This is a genomic window from Nocardioides daedukensis, from assembly GCF_013408415.1.
Classification (GTDB): domain Bacteria; phylum Actinomycetota; class Actinomycetes; order Propionibacteriales; family Nocardioidaceae; genus Nocardioides; species Nocardioides daedukensis.
On sequence record NZ_JACCAA010000001.1, the window covers coordinates 1311603 to 1328344 of the forward strand.

The window sequence follows — 16742 nt, forward strand, 5'->3', positions numbered from 1 at the left end:
CAGCTGTCAGGGCAGCAGGAACGAGGCGCGCCATGCCTTGCGGTTGTGGCCACCGCCGACCATTCCCTGCTCCGCCAGGTAGGGCATGACCTTCTCCCCCATCCACGCGATCGTCGCGCGGTAGTTCTCGTTGCCGAGCGCCGCTCGACGCCCTTGCGCCGGGTCGATGCCGACGGACTTGTAGACGTCGGGGTGGACCAGCGAGCGCATCATCACGAAGGCGCCCTGGGCGGTCAGAGTCTGCGCGATGAGCCGCTCGGCACGCGACATCTTCGCGACGGCGAGCTCGAGCTCGGTCCTGGCGAACGTCACGTGGCGGGCCTCCTCGAGCACGTGAATGCGGGAGACCATCCGGGTCAACGGCTGGATGTCGTCACGCTTCATCATGTCGCGCTGCCACCGGTCGACGGGCTCCTCGCCGATCAGGATCGAGGCATAGGCAGCAGCCCCGTGGGCGATGTGGGGATAGAGCTTCCCGAGGCGCCCGACCAGGTTGCGCGGGCCGTAGGCGGGGATTCCCATCCGGCCGATCGCCTTGCCGAACATCAGCGAGTGCCGGCACTCGTCCGCGATCTCGGTCAGTGCGTAGTGCGTGCGCGGCGAGCGAGGGTCCTGGGTGTAGACGTCGCGCAGCAGGATCTGCATCAGGATGATCTCGAACCACAGCCCGACGCTCGCGATGGAGGCGACCTCGTGCTTGGAGAGCTCGATCTGCTGTTCGCGACTGAGCCCGTCCCACAGCTTCGTGCCATAGAGCGACATCCGCTCGGGCTGCATGAAGAACTTGTCCGGGTCGGGGGGTGCGTCCCAGTCGATGTCGATCTCGGGGTCGTAGGAGTGTCGCGCGGAGGACGCCAGGAGGCGCTCGGCAACGGGGTGCGACTCGACGGTGTTCCCGGTTGGGTGCCCGCTCGAGTGCCCTGTTCGGTGCTTGGTGACGGTCATGGAAAAGACTGCCCTTCACTAACTGTTACTTTGAGTAACGGATAACGCTAGGATGGCTCACATGACACGCAAGGTCAAGACTCCCGACGGCCGCGCCTCACGATGGGACGACCACCGCGAGCAGCGTCGTACCCAGCTGGTCGACGCGGCGATCATCGCCATCGACCGGCTCGGCCACCAGGCCGGAATCGCCGACATCGCGGCCGAGGCGGGGGTGAGCAAGCCGGTCCTCTATCGCTACTTCGCCGACAAGTCCGAGCTGCACGCGGCCGTGGGCGCACGGATGGCCGAGGAGACGATGGCCCAAGTCATCGGCCCGCTGATGACGGCAGCGCCGATCCGCGAGCGGGTCGGCGCCGCGGTCGACGGATATCTCGAGGCCATCTCCGAGCACCCGCAGGTCTTCCTGCTCGTCGTCCAGCACCGCACCGAGGGCGACGCCCTCTCCGACGGGAAGGCGCAGTTCGCCACCACGTTCGCGCGGGTGATCGGCGACGGACTGCGCCAGCTGGGCGTGGACTCCGCCGGCGCCGAGCCCTGGGCGCACGGCCTGGTCGGGCTGGGACTGTCGGTCGGCGAGTGGTGGCTAATCCGGGAGACCATGTCGCGCGCCGCCGCCGGGCGCTATCTGACCGAGTTCATCTGGCATGCCTTCGAGGGGATCTGCCAGGAGTACGGCGTACCCCTCACCGCCCTGGACCAGCCAACTGAAGCCCCCACCCCGATCCGCAAGGAGCGCAAGCGATGACTGCACCCGAAGAGGCCCTGCGTGTGGACCCGGACGATTATGCCGGCCCGGCAACCGTGGCCGGAGTGCCGGTGCAGGTGAACCTGCACAGCTGGTTCGAGCCGATCGACGGCCACGTCCACTGGATCGGTCGGATTGCGGCCAACGACGCCCTGGCCGAGGCCTGCTCGGCCGGCAAGCCGGCGCAGATCGTCGTCGGCGACGCCTCGGCGGAGGGCCGGCTGAGCGATGTCGACCCGTGGGGTCGGTTCCGGATCAGCGGCATCGGCGCGCCACCTATCCCGGCGTCATGACGGAGCACCGGGCCACCCTTGGTCAGGGTGGCCCGGTCACCGATCAGCTGCGTGCGCGCGCCTCATAGGCCGCACGTGCGGCGGGGTCGGCATCGGCAAGGACGCTGTCCGCCTTCAGGGCATGGGTGACGATCTCCTGGAAGCGACGCGGCATGACCTGGGTCAGTTTGGTCAGCCCCTGGCTCCACCGCGGGACCCAGAGCTCGGCCTTGGGCCGGCGCAGGGTCGCCTCGATCACCCGGGCCACGTCGTCGGCCGACACCGGCTTCACCCCACGGGCGGCGGGGACACCGCTCGCGAGCTCAGTCATCACCACCGTGGGCAGCACGACGGACACGTCGATGCCCAGGGGCGCCAGCTCTGAACGGGTGGCCTCGCTGAAGCCGACCGCGGCGAACTTCGAGGCGGTGTACGTCGCACCGTCGGCCAGCGCGACGCGGCCCACCGCGGAGGCCACGTTGACGATGTGGCCGCGCCCGCGCTCGGCCATCCCCGGGGCCAGGGCCTTCGTGCCGTGGATGATTCCGTGCAGGTTCACGTCGACGATCGAGCGCGAGAGTTCCTCGGACTCCTTGAGCACCGAGCCGAGCGGCATGATGCCGGCATTGTTGACGAGCACGTCGATCGGCCCGGCAGCAGCGGTCTCCACGAGGAAGTTGTTCCAGGACTCGGCCGAGGTGACATCGAGGCCAGCGGCCACGATACCGTGGCCGATCTCGGCGGCCGTCTGCCGGACGAGGTCCTGATCACGGTCACCGATGATCACCTTCGCGCCCTGGCGCGCGAGGCGTTCGGCAGTCGCCCGGCCGATGCCGCGGGCACCGCCGGTGATCGCGACGGTCATGGTGGCGATGTCCCGCTGGGTCCTGATGCTCATGCTCGTGCTCCTGTCGGGGCGGCTCGTTCGAGTCGCGCCAGATTGATGGGTTGTCCGTCCTTGGGGAACGGGAGGGAGTGGTAGTTCATCGGGGCGACGTACCCCTTGTCGACGCTCCAGTCGAAGCGCCGCAGCAGCTGGTGGACGATCGTCTTGACCTCGAGCCCGGCGAAGTGCAGGCCGAGGCATTTGTGCACCCCGCCACCGAAGGGCTCCCATGCGTGCCGGTGGCGAAGGTCCTCACGGCGCGGATCCGCGAAGCGGGCGGGGTCAAAGCGCTCGGGCTCGTCCCAATATTCGGCCATGTGGTGCTGGTGGTGCACCATCACCGCGGTCAGCCTGCCAGCGGGGATCCGGTGGCCCATCACCTCCACCTCGGCGACGGTCTTGCGAGCCAGGACCGGAACCGGGGGCACCATCCGCAACGCCTCTCGCATCACCAGATCGAGGCTTTCGAGCCCCTGCAGCTCGTCGATGCTGGGGAACTCCGGCAACTCCATCGACTCCTGCCGGCAGCGTTCCTGCCACTGCGGGGACTGGCCGAGGTGCTGCAGGATCGTGGAGACGGTGATCGTGGTGGTGTCGTGCGCGGCCATCAACAGGAAGATCATGTGATTGATGACCTCCGCGTCGGTGAACCCGGTGCCGTCGTCGTCGACGAGGGTGCACAGTGCGGAGAAGAGGTCGTCGCCCGGCCGCGCGCGTCGCAACGGCAGGTGCTTGCCGAGGAACTCCTCGAGCACCGCTCGTCCTGCCGTGGCCCTGCCCCATCGCGTGCCCGGCAGCGGGGCACGCACGATGCCCATCGCGGCCTGCACACAGGCGATGAAGGCGTCGTTGACCTCCTGCATGCCTTTGTCGTCGGTCAGTTCGTGGCCACCCATGAAGATGTCGGTGGCGATGTCCAGGGTCAGCGACTTCAGCGCCGGGTAGGCCCGGAACCCCGTGCCCGGGCGCCATTCGGTCAAGCCGGTGGCCACTGCCGGGCCGAGCGCACCGAGGTAGCCCTCCAGGCGCTGGCGGGTGAACGCCTGCTGCAGCACTCGGCGGTGGCGGTGGTGCTCTCCGAAATCGAGCAGCATCAGGCCGCCGTGGAAGAAGGGGCCCACCAGTCGACCCCAGCCGGGCTCGCTGGCGAAGGCCTTCTCCGGGTTGCGCAGCGCTGCCGAGGTCGCGTCGGGGCCGAGGAGCACGGTCCAACGCTGGCCGATGAAGTCCATCTCCGAGACCGGACCGAAGCGTGCGTAGTGCTCACTCATCATCCGTTGCGGATCCTTGAGGTAGTCCCAGGTGCCACCCAGGTAGGGAATCCCACGACGGCGAGGGGTTGTTTCGACCATGACGCCTCCATCTGACAGAACGTCCTGTCAGTTTGGCCGTGACCGCCACCACTGTCAAGATGTTGTTCGTGGTCACATCGAGCGAGTCCCGGCGCAGTTATGGCGGCATGACCAGCGAGGAGCGCTCCTCGGCCCGCCGCGAACGCCTGGTCGCCGCCACCATCGAGGTGCTCGCGACCCGCGGCGAGACGGCGACGACGATGACGGCCATCTGCGCCGAGGCCTCGTTGACCGAGCGCTACTTCTATGAGAGCTTCCGCAACCGCGACGAAGCGCTGATGGCCGCCTTGGACCAGGTCTGCAACGAGATCGCAGCGGCCGCCCTGGCAGCGGTCGAGCAGACCGACGGCGACCCCGGCGTACGATCGCGCGCGGCGATCCGGGCCTTCGTCGACCTCGTCGTCGCCGACCCCGCACGCGGCCGGGTCGCGGTCATCGAGTCGACGAGCACGCCCGCGCTACGCGCACGGCGCCACGAGCTGGTGGACTGGTTCGCCGAACTGGTCGCCCAGGAAGCAGCCACGCTCTATGGCGAGGAGGCATGGCCGAGGGAGCGCGCCAAGCTGCACGGCATCGTCTTCGTCGCCGGCTTTGCCGAGCTGCTCGCGGGCTGGCTCGGCTCGGAGATCCGTCTCGACTCCGACCAGCTCGTGGACCTGGTCGGCGAGCTGATCGAGACGTTGAGCCGGCGCACCTGAGCCGGTCTCAGAGGTTTCCGCGGAGCTCCTGCTCGCGCTCGATCGCCTCGAAGAGGGCCTTGAAGTTGCCCTTGCCGAAGCCGAGCGAGCCGTGCCGCTCGATGAACTCGTAGAAGACCGTCGGCCGGTCCCCCATCGGCTTGGTGAAGATCTGTAGCAGGTAACCGTCCTCGTCACGGTCCACCAGGATCTTGCGCTTCTTCAGCTCCTCGATCGGCACCCGGACCTCGCCGATCCGCTCGCGCAGCTCGGGGTCGTCGTAGTAGGAGTCCGGGGTGTCGAGGAACTGGATGCCGCTGCTGCGCAGGATGTCGACGGTGCGCAGGATGTCGTTGGTGGCCAGCGCGATGTGCTGGCAGCCGGCGCCGTCGTAGAACTCGAGATATTCATCGATCTGCGACTTCTTCTGCGCGATCGCGGGCTCGTTGAGCGGGAACTTCACCCGGTGGTTGCCCGACGCCACGACCTTCGACATCAGCGCGGAGTAGTCGGTGGCGATGTCGTCGCCGATGAACTCGGCCATGTTCGTGAAGCCGAGCACCTTGTTGTAGAACTCGACCCACTCGTCCATTCGGCCCAGCTCGACGTTGCCGACACAGTGGTCGACCGCCTGGAAGAGTCGCTTGGGATGCCCCTCGCCTCGGGTCACCGTGGTGCGCGCCTCCACGAAGCCGGGCAGGTAGGGACCGTCGTACCTGCTGCGATCGACAAGGGTGTGCAGCGTCTCGCCATAGGTGGCGATGGAGGCGCGGCGTACGGTGCCGTGCTCGTCACTGATGTCGTGGGGCTCGTCGACGATCGTCGCGCCCATCGCGCGGGCGTGCTCGATGCACTTGTCCACGTCGGGCACCTCGAGCGCGAGATCCACCACGCCGTCGCCGTGCTTGCGGTGGTGATCGAGCACCGCGCTGTCCGGGCGGATCCCGCCGACGAAGACGAATCGCGCCGAGCCCGACCGCAGCACGTAGGCCTTGGAGTCCGCGTGGCCGTTCTCCGGGCCGCGGTAGGCCTCGAGCTCCATCCCCATCGCGAGTTGGTAGAAGTTGGCGGTCTGGGTGGCATTGCCGACCACGAAGCAGATCGCGTCCATGCCGATGACCGGGAACGGGTCGGTGCTGGCGTCGTACTCCACCAGGCCCACGAGCTGCTTGAGCTGGTCGAGCGAGAGCCCGGCCTGCTCTTCCTCGTGCGTCAGCGCGGTCAGGGTGGAGTGCGTCGAGGTCGTCGTCATGACCTCAGGGTGTCGAGGTTCTGGCAAGGTGTGCAACAGTACGTCGAAACATTGCGCAATCTGTCCAGCGAAGGAGTGCTCATGGACGCACTTGATGCCACATTGCTCGACTTGTTCGCCCAGAAGCCGCGGATCGGCGTGCTCGAGGCGTCGAGACGGCTGGGCGTGGCCCGTGGGACCGTGCAGGCCAGGCTCGACAAGCTCGAGGCCGGCGGCGTCGTCACGGGATGGGGGCCGGATCTGGACCCGGAGGCGTTGGGCTATCCGGTGACCGCGTTCCTGACCCTCGAGATCCGCCAGGACACCACCACCGGCGGTGGGCACGACACCGTCGCAGCCAAGCTGGAGACGATCCCCGAAGTGCTCGAGGCCTACACGATCACCGGAGCCGGTGACATGTGGGTGCGGGTGGTGGCACGGTCCAATGCCGACCTGCAGCGGGTCATCGACCGGGTGCTGGGTGACCCCGCGATCGTTCGCTCGACGACCGTGATCGGTCTGGCCCGACAGGTGCCCTACCGGGTGCTGCCGCTGACCCACGTCACCAAGGATTGACCGCTCGGTCCTCAACAACTGCAGGTTCGCGGCGCAACAACTGCAGGTTCGTCGCGCAAGAAGTGCAGGCTCGCGGCACAACAACTGCCAGTTCGTCGAGCAAGAACTGCCGGTTGGACGCGCAACAACTGCAGGTTCGGCGCTAGGCGAGGCGCTTGGCGACCTCGGTGGCCGCAGCCGCGACCATCGGGCCGACCTTCTCGACGTCCAGCTTGCCCAGGGTGACGATGCCGACCGAGGCCTCGAGGCCCTCGACCCCGCGTACCGGGGCGGCCAGGCCCCTCGCGCCGGCCTGGAGCTCGCCGGCGGTGACGGCGAAGTGGGCGGAGGCCGTGTCGCGCAGCATCAGGATCGCCTTGCCGGCGGCACCCTGGGCCAGCGGGTGCCGGGCACCCACCCGGTAGGAGACGTGGAAGTCGGTCCAGGAGGGCTCGACCACGGCCAGGGCCAGCGCCTCATCCCCGTCGGCAACGGTCAGGTGCGCGGTGCATCCGGCCGCCTCGGCGAGCGAGCGCAGGACCGGGACCGCCATCTCGCGCAGCACCGGCTGCACTGCGGAGGCAAGGTGCAGGACACCGAGGCCGACGTGCAGGCGGGCATGCGAGTCACGACGTACCAACGCGTGCTGCTCCAGGGTCGCGACCAGGCGATAGACGACCGTCCGGTTCACCGCGAGACGTGTCGCGAGCTCGGTGATCGTCAGGCCTGACTGGGCTTCGGCGAGCACGCGGAGCACCTGCAGGCCACGGTCGAGCGTCTGCGAGGTCTCCGTTGCCATGCGCCGAGCCTAGTGGGGCACGAGTGCCCGGAGCGCGCGAGACACAGCGGTGTCTCAGGAACTCTGCCGGATCGCCCAGTCCCGGACCAGGTCGATCCGCTTCTGCAACAACGCCGCCGTGGCGACGGCCGCGGCCGGCCCCCCGGTCTCCTTGCGCAGTGCCGCGTGGGTGACGCCGTGCGGCTGGCCGGTGCGGTGGAACCAGGCGGCAACGAGGCCGTTGAGCTCCCTGCGCAGCATCGCCAGCTGTTCGTGCGTGGAGACCTCGGCAACCGTGTCGCCCCGGGAGGTGGTCGCGGAGGCCTTCTGCTTGGCCGCCCGTTCGCTCTGCCGGGTGCGCAGCAGGTCGCGCACCTGGTCGGGCTCGAGCAGGCCTGGGATGCCGAGGAAGTCCATCTCCTCCTCCGAGCCCACGTGCACCTCGCCGGCGTGGCCGAACTCGCCACCGTCGTAGAGCACGCGGTCGAAGGTGGCCTGGGAGCCGAGCGCCTCCCACGGGCCCATCGCCTCGTCACCGGATGCGGACTCGGTGGCGTTGGCCTGGTTCATCAGGTCTTCCTCGGCCGAGTGCATGTCCGCGTCGTCCTTGATCACCTTGCCGAGGACGTGGTCGCGCTCGACCTCCATCTCCGAGGCATGCCCGAGCAGGTTGGGCACCGACGGGAGGAAGACCGAGGCGGTCTCCCCTCGCTTGCGGGCGCGCACGAAGCGACCGATCGCCTGGGCGAAGAACAACGGGGTCGAGGTGGTGGTGGCATAGACGCCCACTGCCAGGCGCGGTACGTCGACGCCCTCGGAGACCATCCGCACCGCGACCATCCAGCGGTCCGGGGAGTCGGTGAACTTGGCGATCTTCTTCGACGCCGCCTTCTCGTCGGAGAGCACCACCGTGGGCGCCTCGCCACTGATCGCCCTGAGCGTCTTGGCATATGCGCGTGCGGAGTCCTGGTCGGAGGCGATCACCAGCCCACCCGCGTCGGGGACGTGTCGGCGTACCTCGGAGAGCCGGCGGTCCGCGGCCTCCAGCACCGAGGGCATCCAGGAACCGTTCGGGTCGAGGGCTGTGCGCAGCGCCTGGGCGGTCTGGTCCTTGGTCAACGGCTCGCCGAGACGTGCCGCGATCTCGTCACCCGCGCGGGTCCGCCACTGCATCTCGCCGGAGTAGGCCATGAACAGCACCGGCCGGACGACGTGGTCGGCGAGCGCCTGGCCATAGCCATAGGTGTAGTCGGCGACCGAGACCTTCACCCCCGGACCCTGCGTCGGGTCGGGGACGTAGGTCACGAACGGAATCGGGTTGGCGTCCGAGCGGAACGGGGTCCCGGTCAGCGCCAGGCGCCGGTGGGCCGGCTCGAAGGCCTCGCGGACACCGTCGCCCCAGGACAGGGCGTCACCGGCGTGGTGCACCTCGTCGAGGATGACCAGGGTCTTGAACCGCTCGGTACGGATCCGGTGGGCCAGCGGGTTCACTGCCACGCCGGCATAGGTGAGCGCGACGCCGACGAAGTCCTTCGAGGTCTTGCCCTGGCCGGCGGAGTAGTTCGGGTCGATCGGGATCCCGGCCCGCGCTGCCGCTTCCGCCCACTGGGTCTTGAGGTGCTCGGTGGGCGCGACGATGGTGATCCGGTCGATCAGTCGACGACCCAGCAGCTCGGAGGCCACGGTGAGCGCGAAGGTGGTCTTGCCTGCCCCGGGCGTAGCGACGGCGAGGAAGTCCCGCGGGGAGGCGGTGAAATATTTCTCCAGGGCGGCCGTCTGCCAGGCACGCAGCGACTGGGCTGTTCCCCATGCTGCCCGCTCCGGATAGGCCGGAGTGAGTGGTGCTGTGGTCGGGACGACGGGCTGGTTGGGCCCTGGGGTCACTCGGAATCCCCGCCGTGCGGCAGGCTCTCCCAGATTTCCTTGCACTCGGGGCAGACCGGGAACTTCTCCGGGGCGCGACTGGGCACCCAGGTCTTGCCACACAGGGCGGTCACGGGCGTGCCCATGACCATCGCCTCCATGACCTTGTCCTTGGGCGCGTAGTGCGAGAACCGCTCGTGGTCGCCCTCGTCGGTCGGGACCGTCTGACGGTCCTCGAGAACGTCTGTCTGGCTGAATCCGATGGGGGTGCTCACGGGTTCGAGTGTATGCCAACCATCAATTCAGCATGGGGTCGACGGGACGTGTTGACGCCCACGCCAGGTCGCCGGGCTGGCGACGCAGCACGTCACGGCGCAGCGTGGTCGCGTCCTCGCGGAAGATGTCGCCGGCCTCGGCGGGCACGACGTACCAGCTGCCCTCCTCGATCTCGGCCTCGAGTTGCTCGGCACCCCAGCCGGCATAGCCGGCGAAGATCCGCATCGAGGAGATCCCGCCCTCGAGCAGCTCGGTCGGCGAGTCGAGGTCGACCAGGCCGATGTCGGCGAAGCAGCGCTGGAACCCGACCGGCTCGTCGCCGGGATCGCGGAGCCTGGCCACGGCCAGGGCGCCGTCGGTGGCGACCGGACCGCCCTTGTGCAGCACCTCGGGGGCGTCGACCAGGTCGCGCCAGGACTCGAGCACGTCGGCGACCAGGACCGGCGTGGGCTGGTTGAGCACGACGCCCAGTGCGCCGTTGTCGTCGGCATCGATGAGCAGGATGACGGCGTCGGCGAAGTTGGGGTCGAGCAGCTCGGGGCTGGACACCAACAGGGTTCCGGGTCGGGGCTCCATGCACCCAGCATGTCAGGAGACGACGAACCCGGCCCGACGCGGGGAGGAGGGAGGGAGGCGGAGGGAGGTCCGCGGTGCGTCGAGCCGGGTTCGTCAGTCAGGGAGCCGCACTCAGGCGGCGGCCATCGCCGCCCGGAGCCGGTCGAGCAGGCGAACGTTGTCGCGGGGGGCAGGAGGCTCGGGCAGGACGTGACCGGCACGGGCTGCAGCCTCGATCTCGGCGCCGATCCGGGCACCGTGCTCGTCGGCATCCATGGAGGAGACCCGACCGGCCACGACGGCCAGCGTCTGGCGTTGCTTTGCCACGGCGGTGCGCATCGCACGGGCCATCTGGTCGTCCACCGGGTGGGCGGCGTAGTGGTCGAGGACCTCGCGGACGCCGGGGATCTCGTCGGCGGCAGCGCGCCAGGCGTGGATCGCCGCGGTCTCCAGGTCGAGCGGCTGGTCGGCCAGCTCGCGCTCGATCTTGCCCTGGAGGCGGGTGTGCCAGCGCAGCTGCAGCGCACCGAGCAGGTCGAGCTCGTCGCGGAAGGTCTCGCGGACACCGCTCAGAGCCATCGGGAGCTGGCCGTCACGGCGCCGGGCGACTTCGTCGAGGACGCGTCGAAGAACGTCCCCGCGGGAGTGGAAGGCTTCCCACGTCATGGTCTGGCTCCTTCTCGTCAGTCGTTCCGTACCCTCGGTACGTACTAAGAGTATGTAGCGAACCGACGGTAGGCAAACCGCCCACGCCGTGACCTCAACCACAGGGAAATGAGAATCGGTTCTAGACTGAGGTAATGAGCAAGTCCGCGGCGAAGCGCCTGATTCCCCCTCTGCCGACCCTTCCGGACCTGCCCGGAGCCTCGCGACGGGCGCAATACTCCGCGTCCACCAAGCGGGCCCTCGTCGAGGCCGCCGCGGATCTGTTCACCGAGAACGGTTATGCCTCGACCTCGCTGGACGCCATCGTCTCCGCCGCCCAGGTCACCAAGGGCGCGCTCTATCACCACTACAGCGGCAAGCAGGCGCTCTTCGAGGCGGTCTTCGAGCAGGTCGAGGGATCGGCCGCCCAGGCCATCGCCCGCGCCGTCAAGGGCGTCCAGGACCCCTGGGAGAAGTCGCTCGAGGGCCTGCGCGCCTTCCTCGACGTGGTGCAGGACCCGACCTATCGACGCGTCGTGATCCAGGAGGGGCCCGCAGTCCTGGGCTATGAGCGGTTCCGCGAGCGCGAGGAGCGCTCGTCGTTCGCGATCGTCCTCGACATCGTCAACAACGTCCTCTCCGCCGGCCCGTGGGAGCTGGAGGAGCCGATGATCGAGGTCTTCAGCCGGATCTTCTTCGGCGCGCTGAGCAGCGCCGGGGACAGCGTGGCGATGTCAGAGAAGCCGGAGGAGACCGGCGCCCGCGTCGAGGCCGCGATCGCGTTCATGCTCCAGGGCATGCGCTCCCTGGTCGATCAGGGAGTGGAGCTGGAGGACCCCGTCACCGGAAGGTGACGCCGGCGTTCTGGTCGGTCGGGACGAGCTCGATCCAGGTCCGTCCGGCCGGCACCTTGAGCGCGCCGCCCTGGCTCGTCTTGAGTCGGAGCTGCCCGTCGAGGCCGCTCTTGTGCCAGGTCACCTGGATCGCCTTGCCCTTGTGGAACAGCACGCCTTGGCCGCTGCCCTCGAACTTGGTCTCCGGCACCGGGTTGCCTGCGGGGTCGCGATAGCCGGCGTCGCCGACCGTGGCCCTGATGACCAGAACGTTGTCGGCCTTGAACTCGTCGCCCTGCGCGGCGAAGGTGCCGTCGAGGCCGTAGCGGCCCGAGGCGTAGGTCCAGCGGGAGGTGTGGCCACCGGAGAACCGGGCCTCGATCGACTTGGCGGGCTTGCCGGTCGGCAGGTCTGTCGAGTCGCCCCACTCGAGGTAGTCATCGGGTCGCTCGCCGGAGCCCTTGGCGCCGCTCGCGAGCGAGGTGAGGTCGGCGAACACGTTGTAGGGAGCCCTGCGTCCACGGTTGCGGTAGACGCCCTTGGCGCCCTCCTCGTGCCAGGTCACCTTCGAGTCGCGCAGACGGCCGTAGGTCCGGGTTGCGGCACCACTGGTCACGAGCTCACCCGCAACCGGCTTCACGATGCCGATGTCGGAGGCGCGCATGGACCGGACCGGACCGACCTCCTTGGGCAGCTTGGAGTAGTAGAAGACGGCCAGTCGGGTGCTGCCGCCCTCGACCAGCTCCTCCACCACGAGATCGGCGGTCTTGAGCCCTACCTGCGGGCTGCTGCTCGGAGTGTTGTCGATCTTCACCACGTAGACCGGGTGCTCCTCGATCGCCGATCCGCCGTCCTTGACCGGGAGACCGGTCAGCGGCCAGACCGCGGCCAGCGCCGCCTGCGAGGCCAGGTCCTTGACGGCCGCCTTCTCCTCGGGCGCGGACGAGCCGTCCTCGTCTCCCCCACCGCACGCGGCGAGGAGGAGAGCTGCGGCTGCAGTCACGGCAACGGTCAGGCGGGCACGACGCACGAAGGAACTCCGATCAACAGGCATTGGACCGACCCATTGTGAAAGGCGCGCCTCCCGATTCACGGGAGGCGCGCCTTTGCGATGCTGTGTGCTGGGTCAGCTGGCCCGCAGGGTGCCGGGGAACCAGGAGCTGGTCCAGACCTTCTCGCGCTTGACGTCCTGGCCGCTGCGCGGGGAGTGCAGGACGACGACCTTGCCGTCGACCTTCCCGGTGTAGATGCCGACGTGGTAGACGTCGCCACCGTTGTGGAAGAAGACCAGGTCGCCCGGACGCATCCAGCGCTTGCTGATCTTGCGGGCGTACTTCGCCTGCTGGTCCGAAGTGCGCGGCACGTTGAAGCCGGCCTTCTTGAAGGAGTACTGCACGAGGCCGGAGCAGTCGAAAGAGCTCGGGCCGTTGCCGCCGGCGCGGTAGGGGTCGCCGACCTGCTTGCGGGCGATCCGGTAGCCGTCGGCGATCTTCCGCTTGACGACCTTCTTGGTGTACGCCGAGGCGGCGTCCGCCTCGGGCGGAGCAACGAACTGGGTCGTCACGACGAGGCCGGAGACGAGGAGGGGCAGTACGAGCAGGATGCGGGCGTGCTTGAGCATGCGAGAAATCGCAGGCATGGCGGTGTTCCTTTCCCACGCCTGTGAGGTGAGCTGTCGGGTTGGAGCTGGAAAGTGCTCTGCCACCAGATGGTGACTTCACCCCGAGCGCTGCGAGCTGGGCTCGCTTGCGCGTGGAACCTGTGGGTCCCCCACTCCTGCCCCTCGATCTGATTGAGGTCAATGGCGCATTGTCGGACGGGGCAGGACTCGGCGTTGTCCGAAATGCGTTGTTGAGTTGTGCGGCCCAGACCGTAGGCAGGTGTGCTGGCAGATTTCCAGTCGACGAACGCCAGAACCGGGCGTGATCGGCCCGATCACGCCCGGTTCCAGGCTCAGCCTGTGGCGAACGACACGCCACAGGTCAGGTCAGCCGAGCTTCGCCCCGCCGTCCACATAGAGCGTCTGGCCGGTGATGTAGGAGGCCTCGTCGGAGCACAGGAACGCCGCTGCGGCGGCGATGTCGGCCGGATATCCGACGCGGCGCACCGGGTTGGCCTCGGCGTTCAGGGCGCGGAACTCGTCGACGTCCATCTTCAGGCGAGCAGCCGTGGCGTCGGTCATCTCCGTGGCGATGAAGCCCGGTGCGATCGCGTTGGCGTTGATGCCGAACGGGCCGAGCTCGATGCCCAGGGTCCGGGTGAACCCCTGGACGCCCATCTTGGCGGCCGAGTAGTTCGCCTGGCCCCGGTTGCCCAGGGCGGAGACGCTGGAGAGGTTGAGGATCTTGCCGTACTTCTGCTCGACGAAGTGCTTCTGGGCGGCCTTGGTCATCAGGAATGCGCCCTTGAGGTGCACGCCCATGACCAGGTCCCAGTCGTCCTCGGTCATCTTGAAGAGCAGGTTGTCGCGGGTGATGCCGGCGTTGTTCACCAGGATGTGGATGCCGCCGAGCTCACTGACCACCCGCTCGATGGCGGCCTCGGCTGAGTCGGCGTTGCTCACGTCGGCGCCGATGCCGATGGCGCGGGACGCCCCGACCTTGCCGGCGGCCTCGGCCGCGGCGCTCTCGTCGAGGTCCACGATCGCGATCGCGGCGCCCTCTTCGGCGAAGCGCTGCGCGGTCCCGAATCCGATTCCGCGTGCGGCACCGGTGATGACGGCAACTCGCCCGTCGAAGCGACCCATCTGGTTCTCCTAGGTTCGAGGTTCAGTGACGGATTCAGCCTAGTGCCGCGCGCAGGCGGGCGGCGTACTCCCCCGGCTCTCCGTCGGCATATTTCGTGCGCGGCCAGAAGAACCCACGCAGGCCGTCGCCCTTCGTGCGGGGTACGACGTGCAGGTGCAGGTGCGGCACCGACTGCGAGACGGTGTTGTTGATCGCCACGAAGCTGCCCTGGGCGCCCAGTGCCTCGACGACCGCGGTGGCCAGGCGTTGCCCCGCGGCCAGGAACGGGTCGCGCAGCGTTGCGGGCAGGTCCGGCAGGGTGACCACGTGCTCGCGCGGCACCAGCAGCACGTGACCCTTGAACACCGGGCGCCGGTCGAGGAAGGCGATCAGGTCCTCGGTCTCGAGCACCACGTCTGCCTCGGCCTCACCGTTGGCGATGGCACAGAAGACGCAGGTCATGCGCGGGACCGTCGCCCGACACCGCCCTCGAGCAGGCCGAGCACGACCAGCGCGACCACGACCGCGGCGACGAAGCTGACCACGTTGAGGTCACCCCAGTCGTCGCCGCGCAGCGCATTCGTCGCCACCCCACCGACAAGGGCTCCGACCACGGCTGCGGGGACGGTGAGGTAGACCTGCGGGTCACGCAGACCCCCGGCCAGGGTGCGGGCAACGACGCCGAGGACGAGCCCGGCCACGAGGAAGGCAATCATGCGCGAAATCTAGCCTGCGTGTGCCTCATCGTGCGTCGAAGTGGTGCAGGTCGCCGGCGCCGTAGGTCCAACGCAGACCGTTGTAGTTCATCACGCGCACCACGATGTGGCTCGAGTTGCGCCACGCCACCTTGGAGTGGGAACGGTAGGGCCACCAGGAGTTGGGCGTGTAGCCGGTGGCCGAGCGGTAGGGGTTCTCCCACGGGTTCACGTCGATCGACCCGCCGTAGGAGTGCGGCGAACGCACCCCGGGCTTGTTCACCACCGTGCGGCAGTTGAAGCCAGAGGTGTTGTCGGCGGCCATCGACTTGTAGTCATCGGCACCGTTCAGCCGGGAGTTGTAGCCGAACCGGTCTACGCGATACATGCTGCGGATCGGCAGCCTGCGGGCATACATCGACGAGAACGCCTTGCCCACCTTGCGGGCCGCGTCCTCGTGGACCACGATCTCGCCGCGGCGGCGATAGCCGTCGAAGGCCCAGTAGTTGACCTGAACGAGCCGCAGCGACCACCGTCCGACCGGACACCCGCTGCGCCAGCTGATGCCGGTCATGTTGTTCCAGACCGAGCGCGGGATGGTGCGGATGACCAGGTCGGCACCGGTCTTGGTGGCCCGCGGCTGCGCAGGGAGCTTGGTCGGCTTCGGCGCCGAGGACGGCAGCTTCACCGGCGTCATCCGGGGGCGGTTGTCGATCCACCGCGACGCACTCGTGTCCGACTTGACCCAGCTGACCCCGACCCCGCGGGCCCGCCAGCTGCTGTCGATGCGGATCTTGGTGACCCACTGCGCAGCGCCCTTGGAGTTGGTGCGCACCGACTTCATCCGCTTCCAGGTCGAGCCAGAGCGGCGGTCGAACTGGACCAGCCCGTTGGTGACCGGGTCGCCGGCGGAGGTCCGCCAAGTGACCTTCAGCGTCGAGGAGTGCTCGTCATAGACATAGGTGGGCATCGAGAACGAGATCGAGCTCGCCCAGGCGGTGAGCTTCGCGGTGACCTCGTCCGAGGAGGAGGCCGTGTGGGTGTCGGTGCCGGCGAAGTTGGCCACGAAGGTGTTCACCGAGCTGGCGCGGTATTGGGTGGCGGTCGTGGTGGCCGTGCCATCGGCGGCGGTCGTGACCGCGGCGACAGGCGTGGTGCCGTCGCCGGCACGGCGTACGACGTCGATGGTCGCGCCGGGGACCGGGGAGCCGTTCGCGTCGGTCAGGGTGACCGTCAGTGTCGTCTCCTCCCAGGCTCGGGCCGCGGTGGCGGTCATGGCCAGGGTGGTCGAGAGCTGGTCCGCGCTCGGGGCGGTCGGGGACTTCTGCTCCGGGGTGGAGGGCTCGTCCTCGGACGGCGTCGGCTCGGGCGTGGGATCGGTGGAGGGGTCGGTGCTCTCGGAGGGCTCGGTGGTGTCGCTCGGCTCCGGCGTCTCGCTCGGCTCAGCGGTGTCGCTCGGATCGGTCGTATCCGACGGTTCAGCCTGGGTGGGGCTCGGCTCGTCGGCGTGGGCGCTGATCGGCGCGGCGAACAGGCCGAGCACGACGACGAGGGCCACCAGGATCGGTGGGAGGGCTGAGGGGACGGATGCGGGGCTGCGGGTTCCGAGACGCATGCGCTTCATTGTGCCTCACGACACACCCCTGCGTCAGATCAGTGAGGTGTGGGGCAGCACGAACAGCCGCTCCGGGTGACCGGGGCGGCT

Annotated in this window: 20 protein-coding genes and 1 riboswitch; of the genes, 5 read left to right on the forward strand and 15 right to left on the reverse strand. The window is 68.6% G+C overall.

Annotated elements, in window-relative coordinates:
- Positions 1–6: 6 nt before the first annotated feature.
- Positions 7–945, reverse strand: coding sequence for an AurF N-oxygenase family protein (locus tag BJ980_RS06490; RefSeq protein WP_179501538.1), 939 nt, complete (start codon positions 943–945; stop codon positions 7–9).
- A 61-nt stretch (positions 946–1006) separates the two neighbouring features.
- Between BJ980_RS06490 and BJ980_RS06495 the strand changes: the two genes are divergently transcribed.
- Together BJ980_RS06495 and BJ980_RS06500 are read left to right on the forward strand one after the other, a co-directional pair.
- On the forward strand, positions 1007–1693 hold the full coding sequence (locus BJ980_RS06495) for a TetR/AcrR family transcriptional regulator (RefSeq protein WP_179501539.1): 687 nt from the start codon (positions 1007–1009) through the stop codon (positions 1691–1693).
- Complete coding sequence (locus tag BJ980_RS06500; RefSeq protein WP_179501540.1) at positions 1690–1986, forward strand: DUF4873 domain-containing protein; 297 nt, start codon at positions 1690–1692, stop codon at positions 1984–1986. The genes BJ980_RS06495 and BJ980_RS06500 overlap by 4 nt, the downstream gene beginning before the upstream one ends.
- Positions 1987–2029: 43 nt before the next feature.
- On the opposite strand, the gene BJ980_RS06505 is transcribed toward BJ980_RS06500, so the two are convergent.
- Together BJ980_RS06505 and BJ980_RS06510 are read right to left on the reverse strand one after the other, a co-directional pair.
- Positions 2030–2863, reverse strand: coding sequence for an SDR family oxidoreductase (locus BJ980_RS06505; RefSeq protein ID WP_179501541.1), 834 nt, complete (start codon positions 2861–2863; stop codon positions 2030–2032).
- The gene (locus BJ980_RS06510) at positions 2860–4203 is read right to left on the reverse strand and encodes a cytochrome P450 (protein ID WP_179501542.1); all 1344 of its coding nucleotides are present in this window, start codon (positions 4201–4203) and stop codon (positions 2860–2862) included. The genes BJ980_RS06505 and BJ980_RS06510 overlap by 4 nt, the downstream gene beginning before the upstream one ends.
- Before the next feature lie 68 nt (positions 4204–4271).
- On the opposite strand from BJ980_RS06510, the gene BJ980_RS06515 reads away from it, so the two are divergent.
- Positions 4272–4901, forward strand: a complete 630-nt coding sequence (locus BJ980_RS06515; protein WP_179501543.1) for a TetR family transcriptional regulator — start codon at positions 4272–4274, stop codon at positions 4899–4901.
- Positions 4902–4908: 7 nt separating this feature from the next.
- On the opposite strand, the gene hppD is transcribed toward BJ980_RS06515, so the two are convergent.
- On the reverse strand, positions 4909–6132 hold the full coding sequence (gene hppD / locus BJ980_RS06520; protein ID WP_179501544.1) for a 4-hydroxyphenylpyruvate dioxygenase: 1224 nt from the start codon (positions 6130–6132) through the stop codon (positions 4909–4911).
- 81 nt (positions 6133–6213) lie between these two features.
- Between hppD and BJ980_RS06525 the strand changes: the two genes are divergently transcribed.
- Entirely contained in the window at positions 6214–6687 is a 474-nt protein-coding gene (locus tag BJ980_RS06525) for an Lrp/AsnC family transcriptional regulator (protein ID WP_179501545.1), read from the forward strand.
- Positions 6688–6829: 142 nt separating this feature from the next.
- Here BJ980_RS06525 and BJ980_RS06530 read toward each other — a convergent pair whose 3' ends face one another.
- From BJ980_RS06530 to BJ980_RS06550, 5 genes are all read right to left on the reverse strand, one after another.
- Entirely contained in the window at positions 6830–7465 is a 636-nt protein-coding gene (locus BJ980_RS06530) for an IclR family transcriptional regulator (protein WP_179501546.1), read from the reverse strand.
- A 54-nt stretch (positions 7466–7519) separates the two neighbouring features.
- Positions 7520–9328, reverse strand: coding sequence for a DEAD/DEAH box helicase (locus BJ980_RS06535; RefSeq protein ID WP_179501547.1), 1809 nt, complete (start codon positions 9326–9328; stop codon positions 7520–7522).
- Positions 9325–9582 (reverse strand): DUF3039 domain-containing protein, encoded by a 258-nt coding sequence (locus tag BJ980_RS06540; protein ID WP_179501548.1) that lies wholly within the window; start codon positions 9580–9582, stop codon positions 9325–9327. Before BJ980_RS06540 ends, BJ980_RS06535 begins: the two co-directional genes overlap by 4 nt.
- A gap of 22 nt (positions 9583–9604) precedes the next feature.
- The gene (locus tag BJ980_RS06545; RefSeq protein WP_179501549.1) at positions 9605–10159 is read right to left on the reverse strand and encodes a YqgE/AlgH family protein; all 555 of its coding nucleotides are present in this window, start codon (positions 10157–10159) and stop codon (positions 9605–9607) included.
- Between the two features lie 111 nt (positions 10160–10270).
- Positions 10271–10804 carry a hypothetical protein gene (locus BJ980_RS06550; RefSeq protein WP_179501550.1) on the reverse strand — a complete coding sequence of 178 codons (534 nt, stop codon included), beginning with the start codon at positions 10802–10804 and terminating at the stop codon, positions 10271–10273.
- Positions 10805–10938: 134 nt separating this feature from the next.
- Between BJ980_RS06550 and BJ980_RS06555 the strand changes: the two genes are divergently transcribed.
- Positions 10939–11637 (forward strand): TetR/AcrR family transcriptional regulator, encoded by a 699-nt coding sequence (locus BJ980_RS06555; RefSeq protein WP_179501551.1) that lies wholly within the window; start codon positions 10939–10941, stop codon positions 11635–11637.
- Here the strand turns inward: BJ980_RS06555 and BJ980_RS06560 are convergent.
- The 6 genes from BJ980_RS06560 to BJ980_RS06585 form a co-directional block, all read right to left on the reverse strand.
- A complete protein-coding gene (locus BJ980_RS06560; RefSeq protein WP_179501552.1) occupies positions 11624–12646 on the reverse strand; it encodes a DUF3048 domain-containing protein in 1023 nt (340 codons plus the stop codon). The genes BJ980_RS06555 and BJ980_RS06560 overlap by 14 nt on opposite strands.
- Before the next feature lie 96 nt (positions 12647–12742).
- Positions 12743–13255, reverse strand: coding sequence for a C40 family peptidase (locus BJ980_RS06565; protein WP_179501553.1), 513 nt, complete (start codon positions 13253–13255; stop codon positions 12743–12745).
- A 5-nt stretch (positions 13256–13260) separates the two neighbouring features.
- Positions 13261–13433: riboswitch (cyclic di-AMP (ydaO/yuaA leader) on the reverse strand.
- A gap of 170 nt (positions 13434–13603) precedes the next feature.
- The gene (locus BJ980_RS06570) at positions 13604–14362 is read right to left on the reverse strand and encodes an SDR family NAD(P)-dependent oxidoreductase (protein WP_179501554.1); all 759 of its coding nucleotides are present in this window, start codon (positions 14360–14362) and stop codon (positions 13604–13606) included.
- 34 nt (positions 14363–14396) lie between these two features.
- The gene (locus tag BJ980_RS06575) at positions 14397–14804 is read right to left on the reverse strand and encodes an HIT family protein (RefSeq protein WP_179501555.1); all 408 of its coding nucleotides are present in this window, start codon (positions 14802–14804) and stop codon (positions 14397–14399) included.
- Positions 14801–15058 carry a hypothetical protein gene (locus BJ980_RS06580; RefSeq protein ID WP_179501556.1) on the reverse strand — a complete coding sequence of 86 codons (258 nt, stop codon included), beginning with the start codon at positions 15056–15058 and terminating at the stop codon, positions 14801–14803. The genes BJ980_RS06575 and BJ980_RS06580 overlap by 4 nt, the downstream gene beginning before the upstream one ends.
- Before the next feature lie 25 nt (positions 15059–15083).
- A complete protein-coding gene (locus BJ980_RS06585) occupies positions 15084–16652 on the reverse strand; it encodes a M15 family metallopeptidase (protein WP_179501557.1) in 1569 nt (522 codons plus the stop codon).
- Positions 16653–16742 lie beyond the last annotated feature (90 nt).